Source organism: Micromonospora sp. NPDC005237 (genome assembly GCF_040607775.1).
Taxonomy (GTDB): domain Bacteria; phylum Actinomycetota; class Actinomycetes; order Mycobacteriales; family Micromonosporaceae; genus Micromonospora.
Map to the genome: position 1 here is coordinate 186,431 of NZ_JBEXHJ010000007.1, position 18,151 is coordinate 204,581.

The window sequence follows — 18,151 nt, forward strand, 5'->3', positions numbered from 1 at the left end:
CTGTGCGGTTGATCCACACCATATCGCCGATATGGGGGCATCCAGACGCCCGGACACCCCCATGTCGGCGACCTGGAGTGGATCAACCGCTCGTTGACCTCTGTTTCACCACATGATCACCGCTCACCACGTCAACACGGGCGGAGTTCGCGGCCACTGCCGCGGCGGTGGCAGGGTCCAGGGCTCCATCGGCGACGACCACGCCGTGCCGGCCCTGCCGCTGCAGGCCAGCCGCGATGGTGACCGGCCGTTCGAAGGCGAACGCCACCCCCACACCCGGGTACATCGCGGTCCGCACGAACCACCGGTCGTCGACCCCGAGACCGGTAAAGACCAGGGTGTACGCCCGACCGTCCGGCCCGGTGCCGCAGAGCGCAATCCACGGCTCGGCGGAGCCGTTGACCGCCTCCTCCCCCGTCGCCGAGGCGCTGAACACCGACGCGGGCGAGGCCGAGACCGCCCGCCAGAAAAACCCCCCGTAGCCGGCCCCGCCGGGGCGGCCGTTGGTGGCGGGGCTGCCCAGCCGCACGTCCTGCTCCGCCGGGGCGCTGAGCGTGTAGTCCATCTCCAGCCGCCAGGCCGACACGCCGCCGGTCAGCGGAACGGCGGCGAGCCGCCGCTGCTCCGTGAGCAGCACCGACCCGTGCCGGTCGCGCCACTGCAGCCGGTGCGCCAGCCGGTCGACGGCCCGCTCGGACCAGCCGGTGTGCGCGATGACGCCGTGGTCGTCGCGCCACGTGTAGCCGACGTCGCGCACGTAGGTGCGCCCGCCCCAGAGGTTGCTGCCGTTGACGTCCTGCACGGCGAGGGAGGCGCCGAGGTGCCATACGTGGTCGGCGGGGAGCGCGTCGGTGACCACCGTGCCGCCGAGGGTGCGTACCGGGTGCAGGTACGGCCGGGGCCCGTGCCGCGCGTCCAGCGCCGGGTCCACCACGTACCGGGCCACCTCCGTCCCGCCGACCAGCAGTCGCGCCGGCTCCTCGGCGGCCGTCTCGACCTGGTCGGGGCCGGTACGGGCCGCCGCGTCACCGCCGGCGGCGGCCGGGTCGGCGCTCACGGCAGCTCCGGCTGGGCGGAGACCGCCCGGGGACCGGCGACACCGGCGGAGATCGGCCGGCGGCCGGCGGTGCCAGCGAGAGTCGAGCGGCCGCCGTCGACACCGGCGAGAGCCGAGCGGCCGCCGTCGATACCGGCGAGGGCCGGCCGGCGGCTGGCGACGGCGTGCAGGGCGGCCACGGTGTAGCCGGCGAGGATCGGCACCGCGACCGGGGATACCAGGACGGCGAGCAGCCCGGCCAGCGCCGTCACCCCGGTGAGCGCGGCCCAGCGGGTCGGCGCGTCGAGGCAGGCGCGGGCGGCGGAGCGGGCCGCGACCCGCCACCGCCCGCCCCCGTCGCCGCCCACCTCGACGACGACCAGCCCGGCGTACCCGGCCAGACCGGCCGCGACCAGCGCGGTCACCGCCAGCGCCGGCGGGCCGCCCGGCACCCGGCCGGCGGCCAGCGCCGCCAGGTCGGCGGCGAGCAGCCCGGCCACGGCGAGCGCGAGCAGACTGACCGGCACGCCGGGCAGCACCGCGCGGCCGAACCGGCGGGCGGTGGCCCGCGCCGACGGCCAGCTGCCGGTACGCGTCCAGTCGTGCACGGCCGCGCTGGCCGCGCCGACGGCCGCGGCGGCGGTGAGCACCGGCGCCGCGGCGAGGGTCAGCAGGATGCCGAGCAGCGCGAGGTCGGCGGCGTCACGGGCGACGTCCCGCCAGTCCCGCCGCCCGACGGTGTCGACCGGCTCAGCCCTTGATGCCACTGGTGTTGATCCCCTCGACGAGCATCCGCTGGAAGGCGACGAAGAACAGGAAGACCGGCAGCAGCGACAGCACCGACATGGCGAACATCGGCCCGACCGCGCTCTGGCTGGTCGAGTCGATGAACAGGGTCAGCGCGACCGGCACGGTGTAGTCCTCCAGTTGGGACAGGAAGACCAACTGGCGGAAGAAGTCGTTCCAGGTCCAGATGAACGAGAAGATCGCTGTGGTGACCAGCGCGGGACGGCTCAGCGGCAGGATGATGTGCCGGAAGATGCCGTACGGGCCGGCGCCGTCGATCCGGGCCGCCTCATCCAACTCGCGCGGGACGCCGCGCATGAACTGCACCATGAGGAAGACGAAGAACGCCTCGGTGGCCAGGAACTGCGGAATGAGCAGCGGCAGGTACGGCCAGTCGCCGCCGACCAGCCCGAGCGTCCGGAACAGGATGTACTGCGGCACGATCAGCACGTGCTGGGGCAGCAGCAGCGTGCCGATCATGACGGCGAACCACATGCCGCGCAGCCGGAACCGCAGCCGGGCGAACGCGTACGCGGCCAGCAGGCAGGAGAGCCCGTTGCCGACGACGGTGAGCAGGCTGACCATCGCGCTGTTGAGAAAGAACCGGCCGAAGCTGACGTCGAAGTTGGACCATCCGGCGGTGTAGTTGCCCGGGGTGAACCGCTCGGGCAGCAGCCCGACGTTGTTGACGATCTCCTCCTGGGACTTCACCGACGTGCCCACCATCCAGATCAGCGGGTAGAGCACCACGACGACGATCACCACCAGGATCAGCAGCCGCAGCAGGGACCGGCCGCCCGGCCGTCGACGCGCGTTCGGCGGCGCTGTGGTCGACGCCGCGGCCGCCGGGTTCACCGCCACCATCACCGGTCCTCCCCGTCGGAGTAGTGCACCCAGAACCGTCCGGTGCTGAAGAAGATCGCGGTGATGACCGCGATGGCGAGCAGGAACACCCAGGCCATAGCCGAGGCGTAGCCCATGTTGAGGTCGGTGAAGCCGGTGATGTAGAGGTTCAGCGTGTACATGAGGGTGGAGTCGACCGGGCCGCCGGTGCCGTTGCTGAGCACGAACGCGGCGGTGAAGCCCTGGAAGCCGTTGATCGTCTCCAGCACCAGGTTGAAGAAGATGACCGGGGAGAGCATCGGCAGCGTGACGTTGCGGAACTGGCGGAACCTGCCGGCGCCGTCGACCGAGGCGGCCTCGTACAGCTCGGTGGGCACCTGCTTGAGCCCGGCCAGGAAGATCACCATCGGCGCCCCGAACTGCCAGATGGCGAGCACCATCAGCGTCTCCAGGGCCCAGTCGGGGTCGTTGACCCACGGTCTGCCGGTGACGCCGACGAGGCTCAGCAGCGAGTTGAACGCCCCGTCGCGGTTGAACATGTTGACCCAGACGATGGCCAGCGCGACGCTGCCGCCGAGCAGCGACGGCAGGTAGAACAGCCCGCGGAACAGCCCGACACCGCGCCAGGCACGGTTGAGCAGCAACGCCACGCCGAGCGCGGCGGCCAGCTTCAGCGGCACCGCGACCAGCGCGAACGTCAGGGTGACCCGCACCGCGTGCCAGTACGACGGGTCGGCGGTGAACATCCGCTCGTAGTTGGCCAACCCCACCCACCGCACCTCGGAGAAGGGGGTGAGGATGTCGTAGTTGGTGAAGCTCAGGTAGAGCGACAGCAGCATGGGGACCGCCGTGACACCCATCAGGCCGATGAGCCACGGCGACAGGAAGACGTACCCCGCCAGACCTTCGCTGTGCCGGATGCTGCCGGGCCCACGCCTCTCGGCGTGGGCCCGGCCGGATCCGGGGCCGCGTCGGGTCGGGTCGGGTGCCGTGGTCAATGCCACGAACAGCTCCTCTCCTCGCCTCGTGCGGCGGTCAGGCGATGGCGGACTTGCACGCCTCGACGAACTGGGCGGCGGCCTGCGCGGACGTGGCCCGGCCGTACTGCACGTTCTCGGCGGCCTTGACCAGCTCGGACTTGACCTTGCTGTGTCCCTTGATCGGCACCTGCGGGGACTGGCCGAACTTCTGCGCCAGCTCGGTCTCGACCGCGATGGACTGCTTCATCGCCGGGTCGGTGGTGTCGTCGCTGACCACCCGACGCAGGTCCAGGTTGGACGGCAGACCGCGGTCGGTGCCGAGCAGCTTGACCGCCCCCTGGTCGTTGTTCAGGAAGTTGATCACGTCGACCGCGACGTCCTTGTTCTTGCTGCCCTTAAAGACCGACCAGTACATGGAGGCCCGGGCCCACTGCGCGCTGGGGTCACCGGGATAGGCGACGACCCCCAGCTCGTCCTTGGTGTTCTTCTTCAGGTCGGGCATCTGGTTGGCCCAGACCCAACTGGTGCCGGCCTTGCCGGTGACCACCAGTTGCTTGGTGACGTCGCTGGAGTTGCCCTCGTGGATGACGTCGGGGGTCGGGGTGGCCTTGCGGTCCCGGGCGCCCTTCCACAGGTCGAACCACGCGGTCACGTCCTCGGCCGTGAAGCCCAGCTCGTTGCCCTTGTAGAGGTCCTTGCCCTGCTGGCGCAGCCAGATCCAGTACGCCTTGTAGTCGGCGCTCGGGTCCTGTGTGCCGGGCACCTTGGTCTTGGCGGTGACCTGCTCGGCCCAGGCGATGTGCTGCTCCCAGGTCATCCCGGTGGTGGGCTCGGGCAGGTTGTGCTTGGTCAGCAGCGTCTTGTTGTAGACCAGGCCCTGGGTGTTCTCCCCGGCGGCCACCCCGGCGAGCTTGCCATCGATCACGCCGTACTCCAGCAGGCTCTTGGGGAACTTGGTGACGTCGAGCTTGCCGGAGTCCTGGTAGCTCTTCAGGTCGAGGGTGGTGCTGCGGGCCGCGTACTCGGCGAGGTAGTTGTCGTCGATCTGGAACAGGTCCGGCGGGTTGCCGCCGGCGGTGAGCGTGGCGAGCTTGTCGAAGTAGCCCTGGTTGGCCTGCCAGGTCTTCTCGAAGGTCACGTTCGGGTGCTTCTTCGTGTAGAGGGCCAGGGCGTCCTCGGTCAGCTTGGCGCGGGCGTCGCCGCCCCACCAGAAGATCGAGAGCTTGACCGGGGCGTTCGGGTCGGCGGCGCCGCCGTCGTCTCCGCAGGCGGCGGCGCCGAACATCAGCGGCGCGGCGACGGTCGCGGCGAGCAGGCCGCGCAGGAGTCGCCGACGGGGCACCGGGGTACCGTGATGGCGCCCGACGGGCGTGTCAGTGGTGGGGGGCGTTGCGGGGTGCATGTGCGCTCACTCCTCGGCATTAGGAGGCGACGGCGTCACCGGTGGCCGCGGTCGGGACGCCCGGGCCCGCAGGGCAATGCGGGTCCGGGCCAGGCGGCGCGGCCAGGGGACGTGCCGGTCGGGCGTGCGGGCCCGGGCCGGTCGAGTCGCGGATGACCAGGTCGGTCTGGAGCATTACCTGTGCGGTGGTACGACGGACGCCGAGCGCCGTGCCGGCACCGGGGCCCCGCGCGCCGCGCGGTGACTCGATGTCCTGTTGCAGCAGCATGTCGACGGCCGTCCGGCCAGCGGCCCCGGTGGGTGTGGCCACCGTCGTCAGTTTGGGACGGGTGAGCCGACTCAGGGCGATGTCGTCGACCCCGACGACGCTCACCTCCTGTGGCACCCGGACCCCGAGCGCGTCCAGCCCCTCGATGAGGCCGATCGCCATCAGGTCGTTGTAGGCGAGCACGGCCGTCACGCCACTGCGCCGCACCTGGTCGGCGACGGCGAGGCCGCCGGTCTCGGTGGGCGCGTTGGGGCCGAGCACGGTCAGCTCCGCGCCGCCGCTGCGGGCGGCCGTGGCGGCGGCGCGGCGCATCTCCCGGTTGGTCCACGAGCTGCGTGGGCCGCCGAGCAACGCGATGCCGCGGTGACCGAGACCGATCAGGTGCTCGATCGCCGCCCGGGCGCCCTGCCCGACGTCCATCAGCACGCAGGGCAGGCCGGTAACCTGGCGGTTCACCACCACCAACGGCACCTCCCGGCTGAGCTGCTCGATCAGGCTGTTGCTCATCCGTGGGCTGCACAGCAGCACCCCGTCGACCTGCTTGGCGAGCGCGTGGACCAACTCCTCCTCGGCGGTCGGGTCCTCGTTGGTGTCGGCCACGAAGACGTGGTAGTCGCGATGGCGGGCCTGGCTCTCCGCCGCCTTGATCAGCGGCGGGAAGAACGGGTTCGCGATGTCCGCGATGATCAGGCCGATGTTGTGCGTCCGCCCGGTGATCAGGGCCCGGGCGGCGCGGTTCGGCCGGTAGCCCAGGTCCTCCGCGCAGGCGAGCACCCGGACCCGGGTCTCCGGGTTGACCAGGTGCGGGGCGGAGAAGGTGCGGGACACGGTGGAGATGTGCACCCCGGAGGCGCGGGCGACGTCCCGGATGGTGACTGGCACGGCGGGCCCTTCGTCCGATGTGGCGACGGTCACGTGGGTGCCGCCAATTAATGCAAACGGTTGCGCCAGTGTCAACGGTCAATGGTTGCGGTTCTGTTGCGTCGACGCTCCCCGTGGTGACCTAAAACGCCGCAAACACTGACATTTATCGCCGATTGCGCCGTTGGCGTTGACGCGATCGCATCGATCGTGGTTACTTCACTGCAAACCTTTGCAGGGATCACCTGGGGGCGACCACATGTCACCGAGATCCGACGGGCGAGTCCGGTACGCCGTCGTGGGCACCGGCGCACGGGCCGAGATGTTCGTCCGGGCCCTGGTGCTCGACCACGCCGACACCACCGAGCTGGTCGCCTTCACCGACGTGAACCAGGCCCGGATGGACGCGCACAACCGCTGGCTCGCCGAGCTGGGCCACCGCCCGGCGCCGACGTACCCGGCCGGTGAGTTCCAGGCCATGCTGGACAAAGAGCGGGTCGACGTCGTGCTGGTGACCAGTGTGGACGTCACCCACGACGAGTACGTGGTGGCCGCGCTGCGCGCCGGCCGGGACGTCGTCACCGAGAAGCCGATGACCGTCGACGCCGCGCGCTGCCGACGCATCCTGGACGCGGTGACCGAGACCGGCGGCCGGGTGACGGTCGCCTTCAACTACCGCTACAACCCGCTGCACGAGCAGGTCCGCCGCCTGCTCGCCGACGGCGCGGTCGGTGAGATCGGCTCGGTGCACTTCGAGTGGCTGCTCGACGTTCGGCACGGCGCCGACTACTTCCGGCGCTGGCACCGCGACAAGGCCACCTCCGGCGGGCTGATGGTGCACAAGGCCAGCCACCACTTCGACCTGGTCAACTGGTGGCTGGGGGCCACCCCGGTCGAGGTGTACGCCGCCGGCCGCCTGTTCTTCTACGGCGAGGACGGTCGCCGGCACGGCTACGCCCGCGACTACGAGCGGGCGTACGGCTCCCCCGCCGCCGTCGACGACCCGTTCGCGCTGCGGCTGGAGGCCCACCCCCGGCTGCGCGAGCTGTACCTCGACGCCGAGGCCGAGGACGGCTACCAGCGCGACCGCAACGTGTTCGCCCCGGGCGTGAGCATTGAGGACGACATGGCCGTGCTCGCCCGCTACTCCACCGGCGCCACGATGACCTACCACCTCACGGCGTACGCCCCCTGGGAGGGCTACCGGGTGATGGTCAACGGCAGCCGGGGTCGCCTGGAGCTGGAGGTGACCGAGAACGACTTCGTCGACCGGGGCACCGCGGGCGCGGTCAAGGGCGCCGCGCTGCACGGCGTCGAGGCGCCGGCCGAAGGGGGCGGCGCGACGCTCACCCTGCGCCCGTTCTGGGAACCGCCCCGGCAGATCCCCGTCGAGGGTCGTACCCGACACGGGCACGGCGGCGCGGACGCCCGGATGACCGCGGTGCTCCTCGGCGGCCAGCCCGATCCGCTGGGCCGCGCCGCGACGGCCGACGACGGCGCGCTGGCCCTGCTCACCGGCCTGGCCGCCAACCGGTCCTTCGAGACCGGGCAACCGGTCCGGGTCGCCGATCTGCTCACCCCCCGCTGACCACCGACGAGGAGCCCAGCCCCGTGCCGACGTCCGACCACACCGACCTGCTCCTGCCCTCCGAGCCCGGGCAGCGCGCGATCGCCCGGGAGCTGTACACCCTCGCGGCGCAGCAGCCGATCATCTCGCCGCACGGGCACGTCGACCCGGCCCTGCTCGCGCAGGACCAGCCCTTTCCAGACCCGGCGCGGCTGCTCATCGTGCCCGACCACTACCTGACGAGGATGCTGCTCAGCCAGGGCGTCCCCCCGTCGGACCTGGGCGTGCCGACCCGCGACGGCAGCCCGACCGAGATCGACGGGCGGGTGATCTGGCGGCGCTTCGCCGCGCACTGGCACCTGTTCCGGGGAACCCCGTCGCGGGTCTGGCTGGAGCAGACCTTCCGCACCGTGTTCGGGGTGCACACACCGCTGCGCCCAGCCACCGCCGACACCGTCTACGACGAGATCGCGGCCCGGCTCGCCGAGCCGGACTTCCGGCCCCGGGCGCTGTTCGAGCGGTTCGGAATCGAGGTGCTCGCGACCACCGAGTCGCCGCTGGACGACCTCGCGCAGCACGCCAAGCTCGCCGCCGACGGGTGGGGCGGGCCGGGCGGCCGGGTGGTCACCACGTTCCGCCCGGACGACGTGGTGGACATGGAGTACGAGGGCTGGACGTCCAACGTGGCGCGTCTCGGCGCGCTGACCGGCGAGGACACCGGCACGTACACCGGTTATCTGGCCGCGCTGCGGGCCCGGCGGGCCGCGTTCATCGCGGGCGGGGCGACCTCGTCGGACCACGGCCACCCCACCGCCCGCACCCTGGACCTGACCCCGGGTGAGGCCGCCCGGCTGTACGACCGGGGCCTGCGCGGCACGGCCGACGCGGCCGACGCGGAGGCGTTCCGGGCGCACATGCTCATGGAGTTCGCCCGGATGTCGCTCGACGACGGCCTGGTCATGCAGCTGCACCCCGGCGCGGTGCGCAACCACAACCGCTGGCTGTACGACCGGCACGGCCGCGACGTGGGCGGCGACGTGCCGCAGGCCACCGAGTACGTGCACGCGCTCGCGCCGCTGCTGGAGCGCCACGGCAACGACCCCCGGCTGCGGGTGGTGCTCTACACCCTCGACGAGGACACCTTCACCCGTGAGCTCGCGCCCCTCGCCGGCGGCTACGCCGCGCTGCTGCTCGGCGCGCCCTGGTGGTTCCTGGACTCCCCCGAGGTGCTGCGCCGGTTCCGGGAGACGGTCACCGAGAGCGCCGGCTTCTACAACACCACCGGGTTCGTCGACGACACCCGGGCGTTCTGCTCCATCCCGGTACGCCACGACGTGGCCCGCCGCGTCGACGCCGGCTTCCTGGCCCGGCTGGTCGCCGAGCAGCGGCTGCCGCTGGACGAGGCGGCCGAGACGATCGTCGACCTGGCGTACCGGCTGCCCAAGCGGGTCTTCAACTTCGGAGGGGTCGACCAGTGAGTGTCACCATCACGTCCGTCGAGGTGCACGACGTGCGGTTCCCGACCGCCGCGCGGGGCGACGGGTCCGACGCGATCAACCGGGGCGACTACTCGGCGACGTACGTCGAGCTGGGCACCGACGCCGGGGCGGTCGGCACGGGGTTCACCTTCACCAACGGCCGGGGCAACGAGATCACCTGCGCGGCGGTGCGGGCGCTGGCCCACCACGTCGAGGGTCGGACGGTCGAGGAGATCGCGGCCGAGCCCGTGGCGTTCTGGCGCTCGCTCAGCGCCGACGTGCAGTTGCGCTGGCTGGGGCCGGAGAAGGGCGTCATCCACATGGCGACCGGCGCGCTTGTCAACGCCGTGTGGGACCTGCGGGCCAGGATCGCCGGCAAGCCGATGTGGCGGTTCCTCGCCGAACTGCCCACTGACGAGCTGGTCGCCAGCATCGACTTCAAGCACATCACCGACGCGCTCACCCCGGACGACGCGGCGGCCATCCTCGACAAGGGACGCGACGGCCTGGCCGACCGACTGAGCACGCTCGAACGCGACGGTTTCCCTTCGTACACCACCTCGGTCGGTTGGCTCGGCTACCCGGACGACAAGGTGCGGGCGTTGACCCGGCAGGCGTACGACGACGGGTGGCGGGCGATGAAGATGAAGGTGGGCGGCCCGCTCGCCGACGACCTGCGCCGGGCCCGGATCATCCGCTCCGAGATCGGCCCGGACGCGCTGCTGATGATGGACGCCAACCAGGTGTGGGACGTCGACGAGGCGATCACGGCGATGACCGCCCTCGCGGAGGTGGACCCGTACTGGATCGAGGAGCCGACCCACGCCGACGACATCCTCGGTCACGCCCGGATCGCGCGCGCCGTCGACGAGCTGACCGGCGGGCGGTGCCGGGTGGCCACCGGCGAGGTCGCCGCCAACCGGGTGATCTTCAAGCAGCTGCTCCAGGCCGAGGCGATCGGCGTGATGCAGATCGACGCGTGCCGGGTCGGCGGCGTCAACGAGGTCCTGGCCGAGCTGCTGCTGGCGGCGAAGTTCGGGGTGCCGGTCTGCCCGCACGCCGGCGGCGTCGGCCTCTGCGAGTACGTCCAGCACCTGGCGATCTTCGACTACCTGCGGGTGGGCGCCGCCCTGGACGGTCGGATGATCGAGTACGTCGACCACCTGCACGAGCACTTCGTCGACCCGGTACGCACCCGCGGCGGCCGCTACCTGCTGCCCGACCGGCCCGGCTACAGCGCCACCATGAACCCGTCGTCGATCGCCGAGTTCCGCTTCCCGGACGGTCCGGCATGGCGGTGACCGTCGGCGCGTCCCGCCTCGGCCTGGGGGTGCTGCGCCACCTGCCCGTCGAGTCCCGTCCCCTCATCCGGCCGGGCACCGTGCCGACGGGCGTCGTACACCTGGGGTTGGGCGCGTTCCACCGGGCGCACCAGGCCGTCTACACCGAGGCGGCGGTCGGCGCGGCCGGCGGCGACTGGGGCATCATGGCCGTCGCCCCGCGCAGCACCGCCCTGGTCGAGGCGCTCACCGCCCAGGACAACCTGTTCAGCGTCAGCGCCCTCTCCGCCGCCGGCACCACCACCCGGGTGGTGGGCGCGCTCAGCGGCGTACGGCATGCTCCCAGCGACCCGGACGCCGTGGTGGCGTTGCTCGCCGACCCGGCGGTCCGCGTCGTGACGCTCACCGTCACCGAGAAGGCGTACCACCTCGATCCGGTGACCGGCCGACTGTCCCCGGACGCCGCGCTCGCCGCGGACCTCGCCGGTCATCAGGGACCGACGACCGTGCCGGGGCTGCTGCTGCGCGGGCTGGCCGCCCGCGCCGCCGCCGACGCCGGGCCGCTGGCGCTGGTGAGCTGCGACAACCTGCCGGCCAACGGCCGGCGGCTGCGCGGTCTGGTCGACCAGGCGGTCGAGCGGGCCGCCGGGGTGCCCGCCGGGCTCGTCGACTGGGTGGTCGCCAACGTGACCTGCCCCGGGACCATGGTGGACCGCATCGTGCCGGCCAGCACCCCGGAGACCATCGACGCGGCCCGCCGGGCGCTCGGCGTGACCGACCTGGCCGCGGTGGCCGCCGAGCCGTACGCGCAGTGGGTGATCGAGGACGACTTCCCCGGCGGGCGGCCGGGCTGGGAGCACGCCGGGGCGGTGCTCACCGGCGACGCCGGTCCGTGGGAGCGGTTGAAGCTGCGCACCCTCAACGGCGTGCACTCGGCCGTGGCGTACCTCGGCGCGCTGGCCGGCCGGGAGACCATCGCCGACGCCCTCGAGATCCCGCACCTGACCGACGTGCTGCGCCGGCTGATCGCCGAGGACGTCGCGGCCAGCTTCACGCCGCCGGACGGGGTGCGCGTGGTCGACTACGGCGAGCAGGTCCTCGCCCGGTTCGCCAACCCGGCGATCCGGCACCGCACCCTGCAGGTCGCGGTGGACGGCTCGCAGAAGTTGCCGCAGCGCATCCTGCACACCATCGCCGACCTGCGCGCGGCCGGCCGGTCCGCGCGCTGGGGCGCGCTGGTCGTGGCGTCCTGGTTGCGCTTCGCGCTGGGGTACGCCGACGACGGCGGACCGTTGCCGTTGCAGGACCCCCTCGCGGGGCCGATCCGGTCCGCCCTGGACGCCGGAGCGCGGAGCCCGGCCGGCGCGGTGGACGCCGTCTTCGCGCTGCGCGAGGTCATCCCGGCCGAGGTGGCCGACGACGACGAGGTACGCGCCGAGGTGACCGCCTGGCTCACCGCGCTCGGACGACACGGCGTCGAGGCGACCCTGGCCGGTGCCCGGTGAGCGGTGCCGCGTGGGCCGGTGCCCCGGGGGCCTCGGCAGTCCTGACCGGCGTCTCGTGAACGGGTCGGCGCCGCCGCCGACGGTGGCGGTGATCGGGGCGAACGGGCACGGCCACTGGCACCGGCGGGTTATCGCGCCGCTGCACGCCGGCGGCCGGCTGCGATTGGTCGCCCTGGTCGACGTCCAACCGGTGCGCGACGAGCGGGAGGCGCCGGTGCCGCCCGGGGTCGGGGTGTTCACCGACCACCGGGCGATGCTCGCCGCCACCCGACCGGAGGTGGTGGCGATCTGCACCCCGCCGCACACGCACCTGCCGATCGCCCGCGACGCCCTCGCGGCCGGCGCGGACCTGCTGCTGGAGAAGCCGCCGGTGCTGTCGCTAACCGAGCACGACCAGCTGACCGACGCCATGGCGGCGACCGGCCGGGTGGCCCAGGTCGGTTTCCAGGCGCTCGGTTCGGCGGCGCTGACCGCGCTGACCGACGCGCTGGCCGCCGGCCGCCTCGGCGCGGTCACCGGCATCGCGACCGTCGCGGCGTGGCAACGGCCGGACGCCTACTACGCCCGCTCCCCGTGGGCCGGCCGCCGGAGCGTGGACGGCCGACCGGTGCTGGACGGCGCGCTGGCCAACCCGCTCGCGCACGCGGTGATGCAGTGCCTGGCCGTCGCCGAGGCGCTCGGCGGGGCACCACCGTGGCCGGTCGCCATCGAGGTGGAGCGCTACCGGGTGCGGCCGATCGAGGTGGAGGACACGGCGGTGCTGCGGGTGCGGTTCCGCGCCGGTCCACCGGTGCTGGCGGCGGTCACCCTGGCATCCGAGGAGTTCGTGGCGGGCGAGGTGGTGGTGACCGGCACGACGGGACAGGCCGTGCTGGAGTACCCGACGGACCGGTTGCGCCTGCCCGGTGACGTGGTGACCCGCCGCGTCCCCGGTCGACGGGGCCTGCTGGAGAACCTGCTCGCCCACCGCGCCGATTCGGCCGGGGTGCCGCTGATCGCCCCGCTGGCCCGTACCGCGCCGTTCACCGCCCTGCTGGACGCGTTGCGGGCCGCGCCCGAGCCCCGACTGCTCGGCGGGGAGCTGGTCGACGTGGTGGGCGACGGTGACGAGCGGGTGTTGCGGATCCGTGGCGTGGTCGAGGTACTGCGTCGGGCGGCCGAGCAGGGTGCGCTGCCCAGCGAGCAGGGCGTGCCGTGGGCCGTGCCGGCGTACCGCGCGGACCTGGCGTAGTGGTGTCGCCCCGCGGTGGCGAGGGTGCTCCGGTTGTCCTTTGCTCTGCTTCAACCGAGGCAACACTTTTGCCCCGCAGGTGTTGCCTGGGTTGAAGCAGAGCAAAGGAGGCGACGGGTCGGTGCCCGCCCCTCCTCCGACACTCGGGGCAGGCGGCCGACGTCAGGAGAGGCGGCCCTCGGAGCGACTGTCCGTGCGATAACGTGCGTCCACATGGGAACAGTTGACCTGGCCCTGGCCGTCGCGGTCGGCGTGGCCAACCTGGCCGTCGCCGCCGTGCTGCTCGCCAGGAGCCGCGGTGGCACCGTGGCACCCCGGATCCTCGGCCGCCCGCAGCCGCTCCCCCGCCTGCGGGCCGCGATGCACGCCTGCCTGGGGCTGGGGCTGGGGGTCGGCTGGCTCGTCAAGGACATCTTCCCGCCCCACTCCACGGGCGACGCGGTGCTGTTCATCGTCATCAGGGTCCTGCTGGTGGCTGCTCTCGTCACCGCCCTGCTGGTCGCCTTCCGGCACGTTCGACCCGCGCGGGATGAGACCGCCCACTAGCGGCCGGCACCACTGCAACATTCCTGCAAACAATTTATATTGACCGATACAAAACCGCGAACCTACCGTTCCTGGTGAATGCCGAAACCACCACCAGCGAATGGGAAAATCAATGCGCGCACCCCTCGTCGGGGCGACGGTGATCGCCGTCCTGGTCGGTGCCACACCTGCCGCCGCCGCTCCCCGCCCCGACACTTCCGCCGCCGATCGGCTCTCCTGGTCGGCCCGTCACCTCGGTCGGCAGGCCCTGCCGGAGCGGGACGGCTGGGCGGCCGAGGGCGTCGGCACCACAGGCGGTTCGGCGGCGCAGCCGGAGCGGACCCGGGTGGTCCGCAGCAGGGCCGAACTGGTCGCCGCCCTCGGTGGCGACAACGCCGCCAACGCCACCGACGCCACGCCGAAGCTGATCTACGTGGCGGGCGCGGTCGACGGCTTCGAGGGGCCCGACAGCACAACACTGAGCTGCGCCGACCTGGCCGACCCGGCGTACCGGCTGCACGCCTACCTGGCCGCGTACGACCCGGCGGTCTGGGGTCGGGTGGCACCGGCCGGGCCGCTGGAGGAGGCCCGGGTGCGCTCGGTGGCCAACCAGACCCGCCAGACCCAGATCAACGTCGGCCCCAACACCACAATCGTCGGCCTGCGCGGCGCGCGACTGACCGGTCTCACCCTCATGATCGACCGGGCGTCCAACGTCATCGTGCGCAACCTGACCTTCGTCGACGCCCGGGACTGCTTCCCCGCGTGGTCGCCCACCGACGGCGACACCGGCAACTGGAACAGCCAGTACGACCAGATCTCGGTACGCCGCAGCGAGCACGTGTGGGTCGACCACAACACGTTCACCGACGGCGACAACCCGGACAGCGCCCAGCCCGTCTACTTCGGCCGGCCGTACCAGGTGCACGACGGGTCGCTGGACGTCACGCACACCGCCAGCGGAGTCACCGCCTCATGGAACCGCTTCACCGGACGGGACAAGCTGATGCTGATCGGCTCGTCCAACACGGTCGGCCCGGACGTGGGTCGGCTGAAGGTCACCCTGCACCACAACCTCTTCGACGGCGTCCTGCAACGGCTACCGCGGGTGCGGTTCGGTCAGGTCGACGTCTACAACAACCTGTACCGGCTGGGCGGCGACGGCTTCCAGTACGCCTTGGGCGTCGGTGTGCAGTCGGCGATCTACGCGCAGAACAACTTCTTCGCCCTCGACGCGGGCGTGGACCCGGCCGACCTGCTCTACGACTGGGGCGGCACCGCGCTCACCGAGCGCGGCTCCTGGGTGCGCCAGGGCGCCGGCCCGGCCCGGCCGGTCGACCTGCTCACGGCGTACAACGCGGCGCACGACCCCGACCTGGGCGCCGACGCCGGTTGGACACCCACCCTGCGCCGCGACCCGGTCCTGCCGGCGCCGCTGCTCCCGCTCCTGGTGGGCCCGCTCGCCGGGGCCGATCGGCTGCCGCTGTGACGACTCGCCATGGTCGGGTCGGCGACGTACCGGGCCATCGATGGGGGGAAGATCGGCTATAAGTGACGCATGGACTTCCCGCCGCACCTGGGCAGCATGCCGATGCACGCGATCACCGAGATCCACGGCGAACCGGGCCTGCTGGAGCGCTTCCGACTGGAGGTCGAGCGCTTCGACGACGGCGAACGCGCCCGCCTGACCGCCGCGCTCGACCTCGCCGCCGAGCTGCACCGCGACGACCGGCGGGTCCGCGAGCCGTACCTCAACCACCTGCTGCGGGTCGCCATCCGGCTCATGCACCACTACCAGGTCCGCGACGTCGACGTGATCGTCGCGGGTCTGCTGCACGACGCGGTGGAGGACCACCCGGCCGAGCTGGCCGACGGCGGCGGCGACCCGACCGCCGCGGCGCTGGCCGCGCTCGCCGCGCGGTTCGGGCCGCGGGTGGCCACCCTGGTCGCCGCGGTCACCAATCCGATGTACGACCCGCAGCGCGACCGCAACGAGCAGTACCGGGAGCACCTGGCGGTCAGCCTGGACCGGGAACCCTGGGCGCGGGTGATCAAGGTGTCGGACTTCACCGACAACGGAGTCGGGGTGATCCACACCGTCGGGCCGAAGGTCGTCTCGTCGGCCCGGAAGTACCGGCCGCTGGTGCCGCTCTTCCGGGACCTGATCGGTCGTGCGGACACCCCGCTCTCGCCTGCGGTGAAGGCCCACATCTTCGGCCAGCTCGACCTTGCCGAGGAGCGGTTCAGCGCCATCCTGGACCGGCCGGCCCACTCGCACTGAGCTGAGCTGAGCCGGGACGCGCGCCTGACGGGTCAGGCCTGCGTACCGCCGCCGAGACCCGACGCGGGCACGAACCTGTCCCGGCGCAGGCCCTCGCGCACCAGGTGCTCCAGCCAGGAGGTCGGGGCGACACCCAACTCCCGGCCCAGGTCGGCGCGGAACAGCTCCAGCCGGCGTACCGCCTCGTTGATGTTGCGTTCGGCCAGGTGCACGGCGATCAGCACGCGGGTGGCGCTCTCCCGCAACGGTTCCAACTGCACGGCGGTCAACGCCACCTGCACCGCCTCGCTGAAGCGTCCCTGCGCGGTGAGCCGTTCGGCGAGCGCCTCCAGCGCGTACAGCTGGGTCTGGCGCAGCCGCTCCCGCTCGGTCAGCACCCAGTCGTCGTACCAGCCGGGCAGCAGCTCGCCCGTCGCCAGCGCCGGCACCCCCGCGCCGACACCCGCCGGCGCCCCGCCGGCCAGCAGCGCCGCGGACGCCGCGCCGAGCGTGGCGACGTCGCTGGTCACACCGGCGGCGAGGGCCAGCCGGTCGTCCTCCTCGACGAGGGGTTCGGGGGTGACCCGGTGCAGCCGCCAGAGCATGGTGCGCAGGTTGGCGCGGGCCCGCTCCTCGTGCGAGCCGGGCCAGAGGGTGCCGGCAGCCTCCCAGCGGGCGCACCGCTGGCGTACGCCGAGGTAGGCGAGCAGCCGGCGCGCGCCCTGCGGCACCACGACGGACCGGCCGTCGCGTTCCAGCCCGAAGCCGCCGAGCAGACGCAGCGTGTACCGGGTTGGTCGCGCCACGCCGGCCTCCTGCGCCCCGGAGCGGACGTCCTGCGTCACCTCGTGAACTGCCATCCCTGCGCCCTTCGCACCCGATCACCGGTGTGGGAGTTCCACGCTCGGGTGTGGACGGTCCGCACGCCAGCGCAGTGTCGTCACACCGACCCGGCGAACGGCGGGGATCAGCCGTTCGCCGGAGCGATGACCGGCCGTTCAGCGCAGCTTGCTCAGCGTCCGGGCGTAGCCGGTCCACTCGGCGGCGTCGCCGACGTCGGCGCGTACCCCGGCCTCCTTCATGATGCCGAGCACCCGCTCGGCCGGCGCCTCGGCCAGCTTGCCGAGCGTGCTGATCCCGGCGCGGGTCAGCGCCGCGCGGGCCTTGGTGGGCACCCCGGCGAGCATGGCGATGTCGGCGTCGGCGACGTTCTCCAGTTCCGCGTCGATACCGAGCGCGGCGGAGACCGCCGACTGGGCGCCCGCCGTGGTCCGGACGATGGCCGCCTCCCGTTCGCTGACCTCGACGACCATCGCGTCCACGCTCGGGTAGCTGCTGTCCGCCGGCAGCACCTTGAGCACGTCGCGGATCGTCCGGCCGTCGGCCACCTGGTCCTCACCGAAGGTACGGATGAACTCCACCACCTTCACCTCGCGCGGGAAGCGCTGCCGCACGTCGGCGTTCTCGACGGCGTACCGGTCGAGGTAGGCGGCGCCCCGGACCTTCGGGCCGGCGACCACGTCCACGCCGAGGGTCTCGACGGCGGGCAGCACGATCGTGCCGGCCTTGGTCTGCCAGATGCTGACCTTCTTGTCCATGAACATCGTGGTGCCCATGTACCGGCCGAAGTCGAGCGTGCCGATGTAGTTGGGGATCTGCTCGAGCTGGTACGGGCCGGGGCTGACCTTCGTCTCGTGCACCGTGGAGTGCAGCCGGTTGATCTCGGCGCGGATCTCGTCGAGCAGCCGGCGCAGGCTCACCCGCATCGCGGCCATGCAGGAGAACGCCTTGGCCAGGTCGGTGCCGAGGTGGTCCAGGTCGTGCTCGATGCGGTGGAACCGCTCGTTGAAGCCCTGCTCGCCGGTCGTCTGCCCGGCCTGCACGACGTCCTCGCCGTCGACCCAGTCGGTGTGGGCGAAGGTGCGGGCGAACGGTGGTGGCGCGCAGCCCGGCTCCACCGCCGGGAACGGCTCGGCGTAGCTGAACACCCGCTTCGCGGTGCCCACGTTCTCGTAGATCCAGGAGGAGACCAGCACGCTGGCGTCCGACTGCGGGATGCCGTGTTCGGTGAACATCCGGTAGAGCTCGGTGACGGTCACCCCGTCGTAGTTGATCTCGCTCGCCATGAT

The 18,151-nt window shown here is 72.5% G+C and carries 16 protein-coding genes; 8 read left to right on the forward strand and 8 right to left on the reverse strand.

Going from position 1 to position 18,151, the window contains the following annotated elements:
• Positions 1-82: 82 nt before the first annotated feature.
• The 6 genes from ABZT87_RS20475 to ABZT87_RS20500 are packed head-to-tail and all read right to left on the reverse strand — an operon-like array spanning position 83 to position 6,197.
• Positions 83-1,057, reverse strand: coding sequence for a PmoA family protein (locus ABZT87_RS20475; RefSeq protein ID WP_355137385.1), 975 nt, complete (start codon positions 1,055-1,057; stop codon positions 83-85).
• The gene (locus tag ABZT87_RS20480) at positions 1,054-1,803 is read right to left on the reverse strand and encodes a hypothetical protein (protein ID WP_355137386.1); all 750 of its coding nucleotides are present in this window, start codon (positions 1,801-1,803) and stop codon (positions 1,054-1,056) included. Before ABZT87_RS20480 ends, ABZT87_RS20475 begins: the two co-directional genes overlap by 4 nt.
• The gene (locus tag ABZT87_RS20485; RefSeq protein WP_355065322.1) at positions 1,787-2,686 is read right to left on the reverse strand and encodes a carbohydrate ABC transporter permease; all 900 of its coding nucleotides are present in this window, start codon (positions 2,684-2,686) and stop codon (positions 1,787-1,789) included. Before ABZT87_RS20485 ends, ABZT87_RS20480 begins: the two co-directional genes overlap by 17 nt.
• Positions 2,686-3,669, reverse strand: a complete 984-nt coding sequence (locus ABZT87_RS20490) for a sugar ABC transporter permease (protein WP_355065237.1) — start codon at positions 3,667-3,669, stop codon at positions 2,686-2,688. Before ABZT87_RS20490 ends, ABZT87_RS20485 begins: the two co-directional genes overlap by 1 nt.
• 31 nt (positions 3,670-3,700) lie before the next feature.
• The gene (locus ABZT87_RS20495) at positions 3,701-5,047 is read right to left on the reverse strand and encodes an extracellular solute-binding protein (RefSeq protein WP_355137388.1); all 1,347 of its coding nucleotides are present in this window, start codon (positions 5,045-5,047) and stop codon (positions 3,701-3,703) included.
• A gap of 19 nt (positions 5,048-5,066) precedes the next feature.
• Entirely contained in the window at positions 5,067-6,197 is a 1,131-nt protein-coding gene (locus tag ABZT87_RS20500; protein WP_354863044.1) for a LacI family DNA-binding transcriptional regulator, read from the reverse strand.
• 238 nt (positions 6,198-6,435) lie between these two features.
• On the opposite strand from ABZT87_RS20500, the gene ABZT87_RS20505 reads away from it, so the two are divergent.
• From ABZT87_RS20505 to ABZT87_RS20540, 8 genes are all read left to right on the forward strand, one after another.
• The gene (locus tag ABZT87_RS20505; RefSeq protein WP_355137390.1) at positions 6,436-7,764 is read left to right on the forward strand and encodes a Gfo/Idh/MocA family oxidoreductase; all 1,329 of its coding nucleotides are present in this window, start codon (positions 6,436-6,438) and stop codon (positions 7,762-7,764) included.
• Positions 7,765-7,787: 23 nt separating this feature from the next.
• Positions 7,788-9,221, forward strand: a complete 1,434-nt coding sequence (uxaC, locus tag ABZT87_RS20510; protein ID WP_355137392.1) for a glucuronate isomerase — start codon at positions 7,788-7,790, stop codon at positions 9,219-9,221.
• Positions 9,218-10,522: an enolase C-terminal domain-like protein gene (locus tag ABZT87_RS20515; RefSeq protein WP_355137394.1), complete on the forward strand. Its 1,305-nt coding sequence runs from the start codon at positions 9,218-9,220 to the stop codon at positions 10,520-10,522. Before uxaC ends, ABZT87_RS20515 begins: the two co-directional genes overlap by 4 nt.
• Positions 10,513-12,006 (forward strand): mannitol dehydrogenase family protein, encoded by a 1,494-nt coding sequence (locus tag ABZT87_RS20520; RefSeq protein WP_355137396.1) that lies wholly within the window; start codon positions 10,513-10,515, stop codon positions 12,004-12,006. The genes ABZT87_RS20515 and ABZT87_RS20520 overlap by 10 nt, the downstream gene beginning before the upstream one ends.
• 55 nt (positions 12,007-12,061) lie before the next feature.
• Positions 12,062-13,237 (forward strand): Gfo/Idh/MocA family oxidoreductase, encoded by a 1,176-nt coding sequence (locus ABZT87_RS20525; RefSeq protein WP_355137398.1) that lies wholly within the window; start codon positions 12,062-12,064, stop codon positions 13,235-13,237.
• A gap of 213 nt (positions 13,238-13,450) precedes the next feature.
• A complete protein-coding gene (locus ABZT87_RS20530; protein ID WP_354862302.1) occupies positions 13,451-13,783 on the forward strand; it encodes a hypothetical protein in 333 nt (110 codons plus the stop codon).
• Between the two features lie 112 nt (positions 13,784-13,895).
• Positions 13,896-15,251 (forward strand): polysaccharide lyase family 1 protein, encoded by a 1,356-nt coding sequence (locus ABZT87_RS20535; RefSeq protein WP_355137400.1) that lies wholly within the window; start codon positions 13,896-13,898, stop codon positions 15,249-15,251.
• Between the two features lie 69 nt (positions 15,252-15,320).
• On the forward strand, positions 15,321-16,043 hold the full coding sequence (locus tag ABZT87_RS20540; RefSeq protein WP_355137402.1) for an HD domain-containing protein: 723 nt from the start codon (positions 15,321-15,323) through the stop codon (positions 16,041-16,043).
• Positions 16,044-16,075: 32 nt separating this feature from the next.
• On the opposite strand, the gene ABZT87_RS20545 is transcribed toward ABZT87_RS20540, so the two are convergent.
• Positions 16,076-16,882: a BTAD domain-containing putative transcriptional regulator gene (locus tag ABZT87_RS20545; RefSeq protein ID WP_355137404.1), complete on the reverse strand. Its 807-nt coding sequence runs from the start codon at positions 16,880-16,882 to the stop codon at positions 16,076-16,078.
• 138 nt (positions 16,883-17,020) lie between these two features.
• Entirely contained in the window at positions 17,021-18,148 is a 1,128-nt protein-coding gene (locus ABZT87_RS20550) for a hypothetical protein (RefSeq protein WP_354862309.1), read from the reverse strand.
• Between the last annotated feature and the right edge of the window lie 3 nt (positions 18,149-18,151).

Bases quoted from the DNA above. Each gene is read 5' to 3' on its own strand.
- ABZT87_RS20495 (WP_355137388.1), bottom strand. From the start codon at position 5,047: ATGCACCCCGCAACGCCCCCCACCACTGACACGCCCGTCGGGCGCCAT.
- ABZT87_RS20540 (WP_355137402.1), top strand. From the start codon at position 15,321: ATGGACTTCCCGCCGCACCTGGGCAGCATGCCGATGCACGCGATCACC.
- ABZT87_RS20535 (WP_355137400.1), top strand. From the start codon at position 13,896: ATGCGCGCACCCCTCGTCGGGGCGACGGTGATCGCCGTCCTGGTCGGT.
- ABZT87_RS20545 (WP_355137404.1), bottom strand. From the start codon at position 16,882: ATGGCAGTTCACGAGGTGACGCAGGACGTCCGCTCCGGGGCGCAGGAG.
- ABZT87_RS20530 (WP_354862302.1), top strand. From the start codon at position 13,451: ATGGGAACAGTTGACCTGGCCCTGGCCGTCGCGGTCGGCGTGGCCAAC.
- ABZT87_RS20505 (WP_355137390.1), top strand. From the start codon at position 6,436: ATGTCACCGAGATCCGACGGGCGAGTCCGGTACGCCGTCGTGGGCACC.
- ABZT87_RS20485 (WP_355065322.1), bottom strand. From the start codon at position 2,686: ATGGTGGCGGTGAACCCGGCGGCCGCGGCGTCGACCACAGCGCCGCCG.
- ABZT87_RS20550 (WP_354862309.1), bottom strand. From the start codon at position 18,148: ATGGCGAGCGAGATCAACTACGACGGGGTGACCGTCACCGAGCTCTAC.
- ABZT87_RS20520 (WP_355137396.1), top strand. From the start codon at position 10,513: ATGGCGGTGACCGTCGGCGCGTCCCGCCTCGGCCTGGGGGTGCTGCGC.